The sequence below is a fragment of the Streptomyces mutomycini genome (assembly GCF_001700505.1).
Taxonomy (GTDB): domain Bacteria; phylum Actinomycetota; class Actinomycetes; order Streptomycetales; family Streptomycetaceae; genus Streptomyces; species Streptomyces mutomycini.
Genome location: NZ_MAPV01000006.1, coordinates 1 through 17,557, shown reverse-complemented (window position 1 = coordinate 17,557; position 17,557 = coordinate 1). Strand labels below are relative to the sequence as shown.

The window sequence follows — 17,557 nt, the reverse complement described above, 5'->3', positions numbered from 1 at the left end:
CTGGGGCTGTCAGGAGGTTTCGAGCTCGTCGTCCAGCAGGTCGAAGAGCTCGTCAGCCGTGGCCTCTTCGAGGCTCCGGACGGTGCCGTGCTCCTCGGAGCCGTCACCGTCGTGCCAGCCGGCCATCAGCCCGCGCAGCCGTTCGCTGACCTTCACGCGGTCGGCGTCGTCGGACGGCACGCCCGCGAGCGTGGCTTCCAGCCGGTCCAGTTCGGCGAGCAGCGAGAGGCCCGACACCGTACCGTCACCGACGAGTTCGTCCCGCAGGTACAGGGCGAGCGCCTCGGGTGACGGGTGGTCGAAGACGATCGTCGAGGGCAGCCGCAGCCCGGTCACGGTGTTGAGCCGGTTGCGCAGCTCCACGGCGGTGAGCGAGTCGAAGCCGATCTCGAGGAAGCCCCTCGTGACGACGACGGCCGCGGAGGAGGTGTGGCCCAGCACGTCGGCGATCGCCGTGCGCAGCGTGTCGAGGAGAATGCCGGTACGTTCCGCCCCGCCCGCCGCGGTCAGACGCTCCTTCAGCAGGGTGACGGATTCGGCGGGTCGGCCGCTCTTCTCCGCCGCCGGCCTGGCCGGCAGCCTGATCAGGCCGCGCAGCAGCGGAGGCATCGCGTCGGCGCGTATCTGCGCGGTGTCGGTGCTCAGCCGGGCGGGCATGAGGGCAGGCCGGCCCGTCGTGCGCGCGAGGTCGAACAGGGCGACGCCCTGTTCCTGGGACAGCGGCACGAGTCCGGAGCGGGCCATGCGTGCGATGTCGGCGGAGTCCATCCGGCCGGCCATACCGCTCTCGGCCCACGGGCCCCAGGCCAGCGCGGTCGCGGGCAGTCCGCAGGCGTGCCGGTGCTGGGCGAGGCCGTCCAGGAAGGCGTTGGCAGCCGCGTAGTTGGCCTGTCCCGGACCGCCGAAGGTGCCGGCCGCGGAGGAGAAGAGGACGAACTCCGTGAGGTGGGCCCCCTCGGTCAGCTCGTGCAGGTTCCAGGCCGCGTCCACCTTGGGCCGCAGCACGGCGGCGAGTCGCTGCGGGGTCAGGGACGCCACGACGCCGTCGTCCACCACGCCCGCCGCATGGACGACCGAGGTCAGAGGGTGCGCTGCGGGGATGCCGCCGAGCACACCGGCCAGTGCCGCCCGGTCGGCGGTGTCGCAGGCCGCGAAGGTGACGTGCACGCCTGACCGCGTCAGCTCCGCGGCCAGATCCCCGGCGCCCGGTGCCGCGGCGCCACGGCGGCCCACCAGCAGCATGTGGCGCGCGCCGCGCTCGGCGAGACGGCGTGCAACCAGGCCGCCCAGCACTCCCCCGGCGCCCGTGACCAGCACGGTTCCGTCGGGGTCGACGTCGCCGGATCCGGTGGGCTCGGTGGCCTCCACCCGGTTCAGCCCGGGGGCGTGGACCTGTCCTGCGCGCAGGGCCAGTTGCGGTTCGCCGGTGGCGACGGCCGTGGCGAGGTTACGTGCCGACAGGTCGGTCTCGTCGAGGTCGACCAGGACGAACCTGCCGGGTGCCTCCGACTGTACGGAGCGCAGCAGGCCCCAGACCGCTGTCTGCGCGAGGTCCGTCACGTCCTCACCGTCGACGGAGACCGCTCCGCGTGTCGCGACGACCATGAGGACGTCGGTGAACCGGTCGTCGCCCAGCCAGGCCCTGACGGTGTCCAGGACCTCGGCCGTACGGTCGTGGGTGCGCTGCACGGTTCCCTCGTCCGGTGTACGCGGCACGAGGGACAGCAGGACGGCCGGCGGCAGTACGGGAGCGGCCGCCAGGTCGTCCATGCCCGGGTGGACGTCGATACCGACCCCCGCCGCGGCGAGTCCGAGGTGGTCGGCACCCAGCACCGCCCAGCGGGCGTCCGGGAGCTCCCGGGGGAGGTTCGCGGGCGACCAGCCGAGGCTGAACAGCGAGTCGTGGTGCGTGGGCGGCCGCGCTCCGTCGAGCTGTGTGGCCGTGACGGTGCGCAGGACGAGCGAGTCGATCGTCGCGACCGGTTCGCCGGAGGGGCCGGCGAGGACCAGCGATACGCCGTCGGTGTCCTTGGGGGTGATCCGTACGCGCAGGGCGTCGGCGCCCGCCGCGTACAGCGTCACTCCGTTCCATGCGAACGGGAGGCGGTTGCGCCCCACGCTGTCGTCGTCGGAGGAGTCGTGCGAGGTGCTGAGCCCCATGGCGTGCAGGGCAGAGTCGAGGAGGGCCGGGTGCAGGCCGAAACGGCCGGCCCCGGGCTCCGTCGCCTCGGGCAGTGCCACCTCGGCGAAGACCTCCTCGCCGAGCCGCCACGCGGCGTGCAGGCCCTGGAAGACGGGCCCGTAGGCGTAACCGATCGATGTGAGGTGGTCGTAGAGACCCTCCACCGGTACGGCGACGGCGCCTTCGGGAGGCCAGACGGCCAGATCGTCCGGCCGGTCGTGGTCTCCGGCCGCCGACAGGGATCCGCTCGCGTGGCGGGTCCAGGGGTTTTCGGGCCCGCGGGGGTCGCGCGAGTGGATCTCCAGGGTCCGGCGGCCCGACGCGTCGGCCGGTCCGACCCACAGCTGGAGTGCGACGGATCCCTCGTCGGACAGGACGAGCGGGGCCTCGATGACGAGTTCCTCGACGTGGCCGCAGCCGACCTCGTCGCCCACTTCCACGGCCAGCTCGACGAACGCGGTGCCCGGCATCAGCACGGTGCCGAGGACGGTGTGGTCGGCGAGCCAGGGGTGGCTGTCCAGCGCGATGCGGCCGGTGAACAGGTAGGCGTCGCTGTGACCGATCTGGACCGCGGCGCCCAGCAGCGGGTGGTCGGCCCGGCCGAGTCCGGCCGAGCGGACGTCTCCGGCCGCGCCTTCGCCCCGCAGCCAGTAGTGACGGTGCTGGAAGGCGTAGGTGGGAAGAGCGACGTTGCGGGCGTCATGGCCGGCGAAGGAGCGCGGCCAGTCGACCGACGCGCCGCGCACGTGGAGTCCGGCGAGGGCGCCCAGCAGGGTCAGGGGTTCGGGGCGGTCGGGTCGCAGCGCCGGTGCGAAGACCGCGTCACCGTCGGTGGCACAGTCCTGGGCCATGGCACAGAGCACGCCGTCGGGCCCCAGCTCCAGGAAGGCGGTCACCCCCTGGTCCTGCAGGGTGCGTACGCCGTCCAGGAAGCGGACCGTCCCCCGCACGTGGCGCACCCAGTACTCGGGGTCTCGGATCTCGTCGGCGCCCAGCACGGTCCCGGTCACGTCGGAGACGACCGCGAGGGTGGGCTCCTGGAACGTGAGGCCTTCGGCGACCGCGCGGAAGTCCGCGAGCATGGCGTCCATGTGCGGGGAGTGGAAGGCGTGGCTGACGCGCAGGCGTTTCGTCTTGCGGCCCTGGGCCGTGAAGTGCTCGGCGATGGCCAGCACACCGGTCTCGTCGCCGGAGACGACCGTCGACCGCGGTCCGTTGAGCGCGGCGATCGACACTCCGTCGGTCAGCAGGGGCAGTACCTCCGCCTCGGCCGCCTGGAGTGAGATCATCGCGCCCCCGGCGGGGAGCGCCTGCATGAGCCGGCCCCGGGCGGCGACGAGCGCTGCCGCGTCCTCCAGTGAGAGCACGCCCGCCACATGGGCGGCTGACAGTTCACCGATCGAGTGTCCGAGCAGGTAGTCCGGCTTGACGCCCCACGAGGTGACGAGCCGGTACAGGGCCACTTCGAGCGCGAAGAGTCCTGACTGGGCGTACAGGGTCTGGTCCAGCAGGTCCCCGCCGTCGAACACCACCTCTCGGACGGGCAGGTCCAGATGGCGGTCCAGCTGCGCGCAGACCGCGTCGAAGGCGTCCGCGAACGCGGGATACGTGTCGTACAGGGCGCGTCCCATTCCGGACCGCTGGGCTCCCTGACCGGAGAACAGCACCGCTGTCCTCCCCCGCGTCTCCGTACCCCGTACGAGTCCGGGGGCGGTGCCGTCGGCGGCGAGGGCGGTGAGTCCTTCGAGGAAGGCGTCCCTGTCCTCCGCGACGACGACCGCTCGCTGCTCGTGCACGGACCGGGTGGTGGCCAGGGTGTGTGCGACGTCCAGGAGGCTGAGCTCCGGGTCGGCGAGTACCGCGTCGCGCAGCCGTTCGGCCTGGGCGCGCAGCGCTGCCTCGTCGCGTGCGGACACGGTCCACGGCAGCGGTAGGCCGACGGCGGGCGTGCGGGGTGCGGCGGCCGGTTCCGGTGCCTGCTCGAGGATGACGTGCGCGTTCGTACCGCTCACACCGAACGACGAGACGCCGCACCTGCGGGGGTGTCCGGTCTCCGGCCAGTCCCGCCGCTCGGTGAGCAGTTCCACGGCGCCGGAGGTCCAGTCGACATGGGTGGACGGTTCGTCGATGTGCAGCGTCTGCGGCAGCACGCCGTGGTGCAGGGCCATCACCATCTTGATGACTCCGGCGACTCCGGCCGCGGCCTGGGTGTGGCCGATGTTGGACTTCAACGAGCCGAGCAGCAGCGGCCGGTCCGCCGGGCGGTCCTGTCCGTACGTCGTCAGCACGGCCTGTGCCTCGATGGGGTCGCCGAGCGTCGTGCCGGTGCCGTGGGCCTCCACGGCGTCGATCCGGTCGGCCGTCAGACCGGCGTTGGCGAGTGCCTGCCGGATGACGCGTCGCTGTGCGGGTCCGTTGGGGGCGCTGAGGCCGTTGCTCGCACCGTCCTGGTTGATGGCGCTGCCCCTGACTACCGCCAGGATCCGGTGGCCGTTGCGTTCGGCGTCGGAGCGGCGCTCCAGGAGCAGGATGCCCACGCCTTCGCCCCAGCCGGTGCCGTCCGCCGCCTCGGCGAACGCCTTGCACCGGCCGCTGGAGGACAGTCCGCCCTGTCTGCTGAACTCGGCGAACACAGCAGGGGTGGCCATCACCGCGGCGCCGCCCACCAGGGCCATCGAGCATTCGCCCTGGCTCAGGGACTGCGCGGCCAGGTGCAGGGCCACCATGGACGACGAGCATGCCGTGTCGATGGTGACGGCGGGCCCCTCGAGCCCGAGCGAGTAGGCGATACGGCCGGAGAGGACCGCGGTGGCGGTACCGGTCAGCAGGTAGCCCTCGACGCCCTCCGGCGGCTGGTGGACGTCGCTGGCGTATCCCTGCGACGAGGCGCCGACGAAGACACCGGTCCGGCTTCCCCGGGCCGACGCCGGGGCGATGCCGGCGCGTTCGAACGCCTCCCACGACGTTTCCAGCAGCAGCCGCTGCTGCGGGTCCATGGCCAGTGCCTCACGGGGCGAGATGCCGAAGAAGTCCGCGTCGAACCCGCCCGCCCCGTGGAGGAATCCACCGGCGGGGGTGAACGCCGGAGCGCTGCCGTCATCGGCACCACGCCCCCAGCCCCGGTCGACGGGAAAGCCTGAGATCGCGTCGGTGCCGGTGAAGGCGAGGTCCCACAGCTGCTCGGGCGTCCGGACGTCCCCGGGGAAGCGGCAGCCCATACCGACGATCACGATCGGGTCGTCGTCGAGGACGGCAACGGCGGGGACGCCGGCGGCCGTCTCGTCGCCCTGCCCGAAGGTCTCGGCGAGGAGGTGACCGGCCAGCGCGGTCGCGGTCGGGTAGTCGAAGACCACGGTGGTGGGAAGCCGTAGTCCGGTGGCACCGTTGAGCCGGTTGCGCACCTCCACGGCGGTCAGCGAGTCGAAGCCCAGCTCGCGGAACGCGCGGTTCGCCTCCACCTCCGACGCGTCGGTGAAGCCGAGCACGGAGGCGGCTTCGGCCCGTACCAACTCAAGTATGACGTCCGGGCGTTCGCCTTCCGGTAGCGCGGCGAGCCGCTGCTGGAACGCGGAGAGATCGCCCATTGCCGCGGCCTCGGTCTCGGCGGCCGCCGCCAGCACGCGGCGTACCTCGGGCAGGTTCTCCAGGAGTGGGCTGGGCCGGGTCACGGTGAACGTGGGCGCGAACCGCTCCCACTGCACGTCCGCCACGGTCAGCATCGTCTCGCCGGAGCCCACCGCTTCCTGCATCGCGTCGATGGCCAGTTGCGGGTCCATCGCCGGCAGACCACGCCTGCTCAGGATCTCCTCCGCCGAACCCCTGGCCATACCGGCGCCGCCCCACGCGCCCCACGACATCGCGGTGGCGGCCAGCCCGGCGTCCCGCCGCTGCTGGGCGAGGGCGTCGAGGTAGGCGTTGGCCGCGCCGTACGCGCCCTGTCCGCCACTGCCCCAGACTCCGGAGATCGAGGAGAACAGGATGAACGCGTCGAGCTGTTCGTCGCCGAAGACCTCGTGCAGGTGGGCCGCACCGAGGACCTTCGCATCGAGCACGGCGGCATACTCGGCGGGACTCGTCTCGGTGATGACGCCGAGCTGTCCGACACCCGCGGTGTGCACGACGGCAGTGACCCGGTCGCCCGCCTCACGCAGTGTCCGTACCGTCGCGGCGAGCGCGTCCCGGTCGGTGACATCGCACGCGGCCAGCGTCACCCGGGCGCCCAGGGCCGTCAGTTCCTCCCTGAGCTCCTGCGCGCCGGGAGCGTCGGCGCCGCGGCGGCTGGTGAGTACGACGTGCTCGGCGCCCTCACCGATCAGCCTGCGGGCGACGAACGAGCCGAGGCCGCCGGTGCCACCGGTGATCAGCACGGTGCCGCGCGGAGTCCACTTGTCCCCTGTTGTGCCCGGGGCCGACCGGCCTCGTTGCAGTCGGCGGCCGAAGGCGCCCGACGCCCGGACCGCGACCTGGTCCTCGGCGTCGTCGCCGCCGGTCAGTACGCCACAGATCCGGGTCCAGGCCCGGTCGTCCAGGACTGCGGGCAGGTCGATGAGACCGCCCCACCGGTCGGGGTGCTCCAGTGCGACCACGCGTCCGAAGCCCCAGTGCATGGCCTGGTCCGTGCGGACCGTGCCGTCGGAGCGGCCGACGGAGACCGCGCTCCGGGTGAAGCACCACAGCGGGCCGGACCGGCCCGCGTCTCCGAGCGCCTTGACGAGCTCGACGTCGGCGGCGAGCCCCGCCGGAATCACCGGGTGCCGCGGGTCGGGCCCCGCGAGCAGCGACAGCAGGGAGGCCACCCCTGCCACGTCGGGCAGGCCTGCCAGCCGCCCGGCGATCAGCTCGCGGTCCGCTCCAGCAGGGACGGTGAACACCGAGACGTCGGCACCGTGGCGGGCCAGGCCGCTCATGGTCGCGTGCACGGTCTCGTTGCCGGTCTCGGATTCGGGTACGACAAGGAGCCAGGTACCGGACAGGGAAGCGGCCGGCAGGACCGTCAGCGGCTGCCATGTCACGCGGTAACGCCACGAGTCGATGGTCGAATCGTCCCGCTGCTGCCGCCGCCAGGAGGACAGTGCCGGCAGCACTGTGCCCAGCGCGGAGCGCGAAGCGTCGTCCAGCTCCAGGTCGGCCGCAAGGGTATCCGCGTCGCCACGCTCGACGACGTCCCAGAACCGGGTGTCCAGCGGATCGGCTTCACCCGACGCGACGGAGGCAGCCTGCGCTTCCGGCCAGAAGTTCTGATGCTGGAAGGGATACGTGGGCAGGTCGACGCGCCGGCCCGCGGTGCCCGCGAACAGTGCCTTCCAGTCGGAGTCGACCCCCTGCACGTGTGCTTCGGCCAGGGAGGTCATGAAACGGCGGGACTCGTCCTCGTCCCGGCGCAACGTCCCCAGCGCCACCGCGTCACTGCCGACCGCCTCGAACGTCTCCTGCAGACCCAGCTGCAGCACCGGATGCGGACTGACCTCCACGAACACACGATGCCCCGCATCCAGCAGAGCCCTCGTCGTCTCCTCCAGGCGCACCGTGCGGCGCAGGTTGGTGTACCAGTACTCGCCGTCCATGCCCGCCGTGTCCAGCAACTCACCGGTCACCGTCGAATACAACGGCACCTGCGACGCACGGGGGGACAGATCCGACAGCACTTCCAGCAGCTGGTCATGGATCCGCTCCACATGCGCACTGTGCGAGGCGTAGTCCACATCGATGCGCTTGCAACGGACCTCGTCCGCCTTGCAGGCCAGCAGCAACTCGTCCAGCGCGTCACCGTCACCGCTCACCACCACGGAGGACGGGCCGTTCACCGCCGCGACCGACAGACGCCCCTCCCACTTGATCAGCCGCTCACCAACCAGCTCCGCCGGCTCTCCAACGGACACCATCCCGCCCAGACCCGACAGCTCAACGATCGCCCGGCTCCGCAACGCGACCACCCGCGCACCGTCCTCCAAGGACAGCCCACCGGCCACACACGCCGCAGCGATCTCACCCTGCGAATGGCCCATCACCGCCGCAGGCACCACACCGGCCGCCCGCCACACCTCCGCCAACGACACCATCACCGCCCACAACACCGGCTGCACCACATCAACCCGGTCAAAGCCAGGAGCACCCGGCTCACCCCGCAGCACACCGAGCAACGACCAGTCGGTCAACGGCTCCAACGCCGCACCACACTCAGCCAACCGCGCAGCGAACACCTCCGAGGACTCCATCAACCCCGCAGCCATACCCACCCACTGCGAACCCTGCCCCGGAAACACGAACACCGGACGCATCACGCCGTCAGCGACACCCCGCACCACGGCCGGGCCCGGGCGTCCGTCCGCCAAGGCGTCCAGACCGGCCAGCAGCTCCTCACGGCCGGCAGCCACCACGGCGGCCCGGTGCGTGAACCTGGTACGCGCGGTGGCCAACGACCACGCCACATCCGCCGGAGCCGTGTCGGGATCACGGGTCAGCAGGCCGAGCAAACGGGCCGACTGCTCCGCCACCGCGTCGGACGACTTCCCGGACAGTACGAACGGCAGCACCGCCCCGCCCAGCGGCGAAGTCCCGTCAGGGCTCGTCGCAGGGGTCTCATCTGCGGGCGCCTGCTCGACGATCACGTGCGCGTTGGTGCCGCTCATACCGAAGGACGACACACCCGCCCGCCGGGGCTCTCCCGTGCCCGGCCACTCCATCTGCTCGGTCAGCAGCTCGACGGCTCCTGCCGACCAGTCCACCTGCGGGGAAGGACTGTCGACGTGCAGGGTGCGCGGCAGCGTCCCGTGCCGCATCGCCATCACCATCTTGATCACCCCGGCCACGCCGGCCGCAGCCTGCGAGTGCCCGATGTTCGACTTCAGGGCTCCGAGACGCAGGGGCCGGGCCGCAGGTCGGCCCTGGCCGTAGGTCGCCATGAGCGCCTCGGCCTCGATCGGATCGCCGAGCCGGGTGCCGGTCCCGTGCGCCTCGACGGCGTCGATGTCCTGGGCCGAGAGCCTGGCGTCGGCGAGGGCCTGGAGGATGACCCGTTGCTGCGAGGGGCCGTTGGGCGCGGTAAGACCGTTGGAGGCACCGTCCTGATTGACGGCGGTGCCCCGTACGACCGCGAGGACATCATGGCCGTTTCGGCGGGCGTCAGAGAGCCGTTCCAGCAGCAGAACACCGACGCCTTCGGACCATGCGGTGCCGTCGGCCGTCGCCGCGAACGACTTGCATCGGCCGTCGGCGGCGAGTCCGCCCTGGTCGCTGAAGCCGTAGAAGGCGCTGGGAGTCGACATCACGGTCGCTCCGCCTGCCAGCGCCAGGGAGCATTCGCCGGAGCGCAGGGCCTGCACGGCGAGGTGCAGAGTCACGAGTGAGGTGGAACAGGCCGTGTCGACCGTGACGGCCGGCCCTTCCAGACCGAGCGTGTAGGCGATGCGTCCGGACACGACGCTCGCCGAAGTACCGGTCAGTACATAGCCGCCGGTTCCTTCCGGGGGCGGCTGGAGCAGCATCGAGTAGTCCTGGCCCGTCGTACCCGCGAACACACCGGTACGGCTGCCCCGGAGCGTTTCCAGAGGGATACCGGCGCGCTCGATCGCTTCCCAGGAGGTCTCCAGGAGCAGCCGCTGCTGCGGGTCCATCGCCAGCGCCTCACGCGGCGAGATCCCGAAGAACGCAGGGTCGAACCCGCCGACGTCGCCGAGGAAGCCGCCCTCCATGGCGAACGAGGGCCCGGCGGAGTCGGTGGCGTCGCCGAGGCTCTCCCAGCCGCGGTCCAGGGGGAATCCGGAGATGGCGTCGACGCCCGAGGCAGCCAGTTCCCACAGGTCCTCGGGGCTGCGTACACCGCCCGGGTACCGGCAGCTCATGCCGACGATCGCGACGGGCTCCGGCTCAGCCGCCTCGACCTCCTGAAGGCGCTGACGGGCCTGGTGCAGATCCGCGGTGACCCACTTGAGGTATTCCCGCAGCGTCTCTTCGTTCGCCATTCAATCCCACCCCTGAGCAGACAGCACTTGATAGCGATGGAGGACCGATAAAGGGGTGGAACGTCAGACGACGTTTCAGCTGTCAACGGATGGAAATTCCCTCGGGTATTGACTTCCCCGAGGCGACGCAACCCTTCACCCAAAGCCTTTGCAGGACGATCCATGAATATCGATACGGCCTGCCAATGACGTCGATATTCCGGCAGATCAACTCGCAATGCGAAGCTATTCGACCCCCCTTGGCCGCACAACCCCTACAGGTCACCGGCCGCCCCCTAACGGACCTCCTCTCATCCCTGGCCCCGGCGGCGCACACCATGGCGGTGGCCGCCCCCGGCGCCCCTGCGCCGCACGAGCAGGGGTGCGGGGTGCGGCCGGCCACAGCCCGGCCGCGCGAACAGCACGGCCCCGGCGTGGCGCGGTCCGCGCGCCACGCCGGGGCCGTGGCCGTCAGTTCGAGCGCCCCAGTTCGTTGTTGATGAAGTCGAATATCTCGTCGTCGGAGGCGGATTCGAGTTTGTCGGTCACGTCCGCCGGGTCAGCCTCTGCCGTCGCCCCTTCGGACCACTTGGCCAGGAATGCCTGGAGGCGCATGGCGACCTTCGCCCTGGTGAGGGTGTCGGGCTCGTTCGCCGCTGTCGCCGCCTCCAGCTTGTCCAGCTCCGCGAGCAGCGACGCCCCTGTGGTGTCCGAGCCGAACCGGAGCTCCGCGTGCAGGAAGCCGGCGGCGGCGACGGCGCTCGGATAGTCGAAGGCCAGCCCGGCGGGCAGCCTCAGCCCCGTGGCCCGCGTAAGCCTGTTGCGGAGTTCCACGGCCGTCAGCGAGTCGAATCCGAGCTCGCGGAAGACCCGGCCGGGGCCGACCTCCTCGATATTCGCGTAACCCAGAACGGCGGCGGCGTGGGTGCGTACCAGCCGTATCAGTTCCGCCTCCCTGTCCGCCTCGGAGAGTCCCGCGAGGCGCTGCTGCAGTTCCTCGGCGGCATCCTTGTCGACACCTTCGCCTTCGGCGCCGCGGTCGAGTGCCTCCACGGCCTCCGGCAGGTCCTCGAACAGTGCGCTGGGCCTCATGGCCGTGAACGCCGGCACGAACCGCGCCCAGTCCACATCGGCCACCGTCAGCAGCGGATCGTGGTCGGTGGCCGCACGCCGCAGGACGGTGAGCGCAAGCTCCGGCGCCATCGCGGGCAGCCCCCGCAAGCGGAGCTGTTCCTCCGAGGCCGCGTCCTCCGGCGTGGCGGACGCCGTCTCGGCCCACGGCCCCCAGGCCACCGAGGTGGCGGCCAGGCCGCGCGCCCGGCGGTTCTGCGCCAGACCGTCCAGGTAGGCGCCCGCCGCGGCGTACGCCCCCTGACCGCCGCCGCCCCAGACACCGGCGATGGTGGAGAACAGGACGAACGCGTCCAGTTCCGTGTCGGCGAAGACCTCGTCGAGGTGGGCCGCACCCACCACCTTCGCAGCCAGCCGTCCGTCGACGCCGTCCATGCGGAGGGCGTCGAGCGGGGTGAGCTGGTTGCCGCCCACCGTGTGCAGCACGGCACGGACCGGGCTGCCCTCCTCGGTGAGCTCGCGGACCAGCGCTTCGAGTGCTTTGCGGTCGGCGACGTCGCAGCGGACCACGTGGCCGCGCCCATCGAGCTGTGACAGCGCGTCCGGCGCTGCTTCGGCGCCTTCCGGAACCATCAGCACCACCTTGTCGGCCTCGGTTCCGGCCAGCCAGCGTGCGGCGCCCGAGCCGAGGGGCGTGGAGGCGTCGGTGACCAGCACCGTGCCCCTGGGCTCCCACTCGGGTCCGGCCGTGTGGGCCGGCATCCGCTCGATGCGCGGGACGAACACCCCGGAGGAGCGCACCGCGAACTGGTCCTCGGCGCCGCCTCCTGTCAGCAGGGCGACCACACGGCTCACGGCTCGCTCGTCCGTCGTCGGGGGAAGGTCGATCATCCCGCCCCAACGGTGCGGCTGTTCGAGTCCTACGACCCGGCCCAGTCCCCACAGCTGCGACTGCTCCGGGTCAGGTGCCGTGTCGCTGCGGCTCACGCTCACCCCTTCCCGGGTGACACACCACAGGGGAGCCGGGACGTCGGCTTCGCCCAGAGCCTGGACAAGACTCAGGTTCGCCGCCGTCGGGCTGTGGGTCAGCGCCAGCAGGGAGACGACACCGGCGAGTTCCCCGTACCCGGCCAGCTTCTCGGCCAGTTCCTCGGCCGGCACCGACCGATTCTGTGCGCCACTGCCCACCGTCAGCAGCTCGACGTCACCGCCGTGTTCACGCAGGCCGGTGACGACCGGGTGACCATGGTGTTCCTCCGCCGCCACGACCAGCCAGGTACCCGATGCGGCAGCAGTCGCGCCGGATGCGGCGGACGGTTTCCAGGTGACCCGGTAGCGCCAGGCATCGACGGTGGACTGCTCACGGGACTGCCGACGCCACGACGACAGCAGGGGGAGCACCGCACTGAGCGGCTGGTCGGCGGAGAGTCCTGAGCCCTCGACCAGGCCGGTCAGGTCCTCCTGTTCCACCGCTGCCCAGAACCGCTCGTCAAGGGCAGACGTCCCGGCATCGCCGGCGCCTTCCTGTCCGGCCGGCTCAGGCCAGTACTGCTGCCGCTGGAAAGCGTATGTCGGCAGCTCGACGCTCCGGGCGCCGGTTCCGGCGAAGAACGCCGACCAGTCGACGGGGCCTCCCCGCCCGTGCAGTCCGGCGAGCGAGGCGACCAGGGTGGCCGGCTCGTCCCTGTCCTTGCGCAGGGCGGGAATGAACGCCGCGTCCTGCGCGGTGACACAGTCCTGGCCCATGGCGCAGAGCACCCCGTCGGGGCCCAGCTCCAGGAAGGTCGCGACTCCCAGGTCCTCCAGACCTCGCATCCCTTCGAGGAAGCGGACGGCCTGACGGACGTGCCGCACCCAGTACTCGGGGTCGCACAGTTCATCCGGTCCGGCTGTCCGGCCGGTGACGTTGGAGACGATCCCGATTGTGGGCTGGTGGAAGGTCAGGGTCTTCGCGACCGCACGGAAGTCGTCGAGCATGGCGTCCATGCGGGGTGAGTGGAACGCGTGACTGACGCGAAGCCGCCTGGTCTTTCGGCCTTCGGCCTCGAAGTGCGCGGCAATCGCCAGGACAGCGTCCTCATCACCTGAAATCACGGTCGAAGACGGTCCGTTGAGTGCTGCGATCGAGACGCCGTCGGTCAGGAGCGGCAGGACCTCGTCCTCGGCTGCCTGGAGCGAGACCATCGCCCCGCCCGCCGGCAACGCCTGCATCAGACGGCCTCGCGCCGCCACCAGCTTCGCCGCGTCCTCCAGCGACAGCACACCGGCCGCATGCGCCGCCGACAGCTCGCCGATCGAATGCCCCAGCAGATAGTCCGGCTTCACGCCCCAGGCCGACACCAGACGGAACAAAGCCACTTCGAGAGCGAACAGACCGGCCTGCGTGAACTGCGTCTGATCCAGCAGCTCACCACCCTCGAACACCACATCCCGGATCGGCTGATCCAAGTGCCGGTCCAGCTCCGCACACACCGCATCGAACGCGTCCGCGAACACCGGGTAGGACTCGTACAGCTCACGGCCCATACCCGACCGCTGCGCACCCTGACCAGAGAACAACACCGCGACCTGCCCGGGGACCTCCTGGTCCACGGTCACCTGAGGATCGGTACCGCCCTCGGAGAGGGCCGTGACACCGCGCAGCAGCGCGTCACGGTCCGCGCCGCTGACCACGGCCCGGTGTGTGAACGCCGCTCGGCCGGTGGCGAGGGTGAACGCCACGTCGAGCGCCTCGAGTTCCGGACGCCGCAGCAGGTGTGACCGCAGGAGCCCGGCCTGAGCCACCAGGGCTCGTTCCGACCGGCCGGCCAGCACCCACGGCAGAACCGGCGGCGCGATGGCGACGGCCGCGGCCGGGGCGGGAGGTGCCTGTTCGATGATCGTGTGGGCGTTGGTGCCGCTGATCCCGAACGACGAGACCCCGGCACGCCAAGGCTCCTCCGTCTCCGGCCAGCCCACCGACTCGGTCAGCAGCTCGACGGCTCCTGCCGACCAGTCCACCTGCGAGGACGGACTGTCGACGTGCAGGGTGCGCGGCAGCTTCCCGTGCCGCATCGCCATCACCATCTTGATGATCCCGGCCACACCGGCCGCGGCCTGCGTGTGACCGATGTTCGACTTGATCGATCCCAGCAGCAGCGGCCGCCCGTGGACGCGCTCCTGTCCGTAGGTCGCCATGAGCGCCTGAGCCTCGATCGGGTCACCCAGCCGGGTCCCCGTGCCGTGCGCCTCGACCACGTCCACCTGGGACGGGGAGAGACCGGCCGAAGCAAGTGCCTGACGGATGACGCGCTGCTGAGCCGGCCCGTTCGGGGCCGTCATGCCGTTCGACGCACCGTCCTGGTTCACCGCCGAACCTCGTACGACCGCCAGCACCTCGTGACCGTTGCGCCGCGCGTCCGACAGCCGCTCCACCAGCAGCATGCCGGCGCCCTCGCCCCAGCCCGTGCCGTCCGCCGCGTCTGCGAACGCCTTGCACCGGCCGTCCTCGGCGAGACCGCGCTGACGGGAGAACTCGATGAACGCACCGGGCGTCGACATCACCGTGACGCCACCGGCCAGGGCAAGTGAGCACTCCCCGGCCCGCAGCGCCTGGATGGCCAGGTGCAGCGCGACGAGCGACGACGAGCACGCCGTGTCCACGGTCACCGCCGGGCCCTCCAGCCCGAAGGTGTACGAGAGCCGGCCCGACACGGCGCTCGCGCCGTTGCCGGTTCCCATGTGGCCCTCGGAGTTCTGGGCCGACATGAACAGCAGCGCCGAGTAGTCCTGGCCGTTGGTCCCCGTGAAGACGCCGGTGCGGCTTCCGCGCAGGGAGGCGGGGTCGATGCCGGCCCGCTCGAACACCTCCCACGACGTCTCGAGCAGCAGCCGCTGCTGCGGGTCCATCGCGGTGGCCTCGCGGGGGGAGATCCCGAAGAAGCCGGGGTCGAAGTCCCCTACGTCATGCAGGAATCCGCCTTCCGACACGTATGAGGTACCGGGGTGATCCGGGTCCGGGTCGTACAGCGAGTCCAAGTCCCAGCCCCGGTTGACCGGGAATCCGGACACGCCGTCGGCGCCTGCGGCGAGCAGCTCCCACAGTTCTTCCGGCGAGCGGACGCCCCCGGGGAACCGGCAGCTCATTCCGACGATCACGACGGGATCGTCGGAGTCCGCCGACGCCACGGCAGTGAAGGCGTCGGTCCGCTGGAGCTCGCCGCCGAACAGCTCGGTACGCAGATGCTCCGCCAGGACCGTCGGCGTCGGATGGTCGAACACCATGGTGGCAGGGAGCGTCAGCCCCGTCTCCTTGGCCAGACGGTTGCGGAGCTCGACGGCGGTCAGCGAGTCGAAGCCCAACTCGCGGAAGGTGCTCACCGCCGTGACCGACTCGGTGCTCGGGTGCGCCAGCACGACCGCGGCCTGCTTGCGTACGAGTTCCAGGAGTGCCCTGGTCCTCTCCCCTCCGGTGGCCGACGCCAACCGGTCCCGCAGGGCTGACGTGGTGTCGCCGGCCGGTGCGGACGCCGCCTCCCGCAGCTCGCGTACGTCGGAGAGTTCCGCGAGCAGCGGGCTCGGGCGGAGCGCCGTGAACGCCGGGGCGAAGCGCGCCCAGTCGACATCGGCCACCGTGATGAGGGAGTCGCCCTCGGACAGCGTCTGCTGCAGAGCCGCGACAGCGCGCTCGGGAGCCATGGCCGGCAGTCCGCGTCGCAGCAGATGCGCTTCGGCCTCGCCCTGTGCCATCCCGCCGCCGCCCCACGGTCCCCAGGCCACCGAGGTGGCGGCCAGACCGCGTGCGCGGCGGCTCAGCGCCAGGGCGTCGAGGTGGGCGTTGGCCGCCGCGTAGGCGGCCTGCCCACCGCTGCCCCACACGCCCGCGATCGAGGAGAAGAGGACGAACGCGTCGAGTGACGCGTTCGCGTCGTCGTCCGTGAACACCGCGTCCAGGTTGTCCGCCCCGGCCACCTTGGCGGACAGGACGGCTTCGAGGCCGTCTGTGTCCAGTTCGGCGAGCGGCTGCGACGTGGCCTCTCCGGCGGTGTGCAGCACGGCCCTCACCGGTGATCCGGCGGCCCGGAGGCCGTCCGCCAGCTCGGTGAGCGCGGCACGGTCGGTGACGTCGCACGCTGCGACGGTGACTGCCGCTCCGAGTGCGACGAGCTCGTCCCGGAGCTCCGCCGCGCCCGGGGCGTCGATGCCCCGGCGGCTGGTGAGCACCAGCCGCTCGGCTCCGTTGCGGGCAGCCCAGCGGGCCACATGCGCCCCCAGGACACCCGTGCCGCCGGTGATCAGAACAGTCCCCCGTGGCGTCCACGGGGACCCCTGTCCGGTACCGGGTGTGCGGACGAGGCGTCGTACGTAGACGCCCGATGCCCGGATCGCGATCTGGTCCTCGGCATCGATACCCGCCAGTGCCGCGCAGACACGGCCCACGGCCCGCTCGTCCATCGCCTCGGGCAGGTCGATCAACCCGCCCCAGCGCTGCGGGTGTTCCAGCGCGGCCACCCGGCCCAGCCCCCAGACCTGCGCCTGCAAGGGGTTGACCGTCCCGTCCGACCTGCCCACAGACACCGCGCCGCGGGTCAGGCACCACAGCGGAACCGTCCTGCCCGCGTCACCCAGGGCCTGGAGAAGAGTCAGGGTCCTGATGACGTCGGCGCCCACCGCTCCGGCGGCCGGTTCGTCCGCCGCTGTCGGCATTGCCAACACTCCGGCGAGGTCGGGGTGGTCGGCGAGTATTCCGGCGAGCTCCTCCCGGCCGACGGTGTCGGCGAGCGGGAGGTGGATGACGTCGGCGCCGTGTGCTCGGAGCCCGTCGGTGAGGGGGTGCGTCACGTCGTTCTCCGGCGTGACCACCAGCCAGGTGCCCTCCAGCTCGGCGCGCGGGACTGCGGAGACGGGCTGCCAGGTGGCGCGGTAGCGCCAGGCGTCGACGGTGGTGAGGTTGCGGCTCTGACGGCGCCATGAGGACAGCGCGGGCAGCATCGCCTCGAGCGGTGCCAGCTCGTCCGACCCCAGGGCCGCCCCGAGCGCCGCCGCGTCTTCCTGTTCCACGGCGTCCCAGAAGGTCGCGTCGAGGGACGAGGATGCCTCCGGGGCTCGCTGGCCACCCATGAGCGGCCCCCCGCCTTCCGGCCAGTACCGCTCGCGCTGGAAGGCGTAGGTCGGCAGATCGACGCGGCGGGCGCCGGCGCCGGCGAAGTACGCCGCCCAGTCGACGGACCGCCCGCGTACGTGGAGTTCCGCAAGGGCGGTGACCAGTGTGCGCGCCTCGTCGCGGTCCTTGCGCAGGGCCGGTACGAAGGTCGAGTCCTCGACGCAGTCCTGTCCCATCGCGGAGAGCACGCCGTCAGGACCCAGCTCCAGGTATGTGGTCACG

At 71.6% G+C, this 17,557-nt stretch carries 1 protein-coding gene and 1 pseudogene; both read right to left on the bottom strand.

Annotated elements, in window-relative coordinates; genetic code table 11:
* Positions 1-9: 9 nt before the first annotated feature.
* The gene (locus BFF76_RS00200; RefSeq protein WP_065846617.1) at positions 10-10,143 is read right to left on the bottom strand and encodes a type I polyketide synthase; all 10,134 of its coding nucleotides are present in this window, start codon (positions 10,141-10,143) and stop codon (positions 10-12) included.
* 450 nt (positions 10,144-10,593) lie between these two features.
* Positions 10,594-17,511: pseudogene (locus BFF76_RS00195) on the bottom strand (type I polyketide synthase); the annotation flags it as partial.
* Between the last annotated feature and the right edge of the window lie 46 nt (positions 17,512-17,557).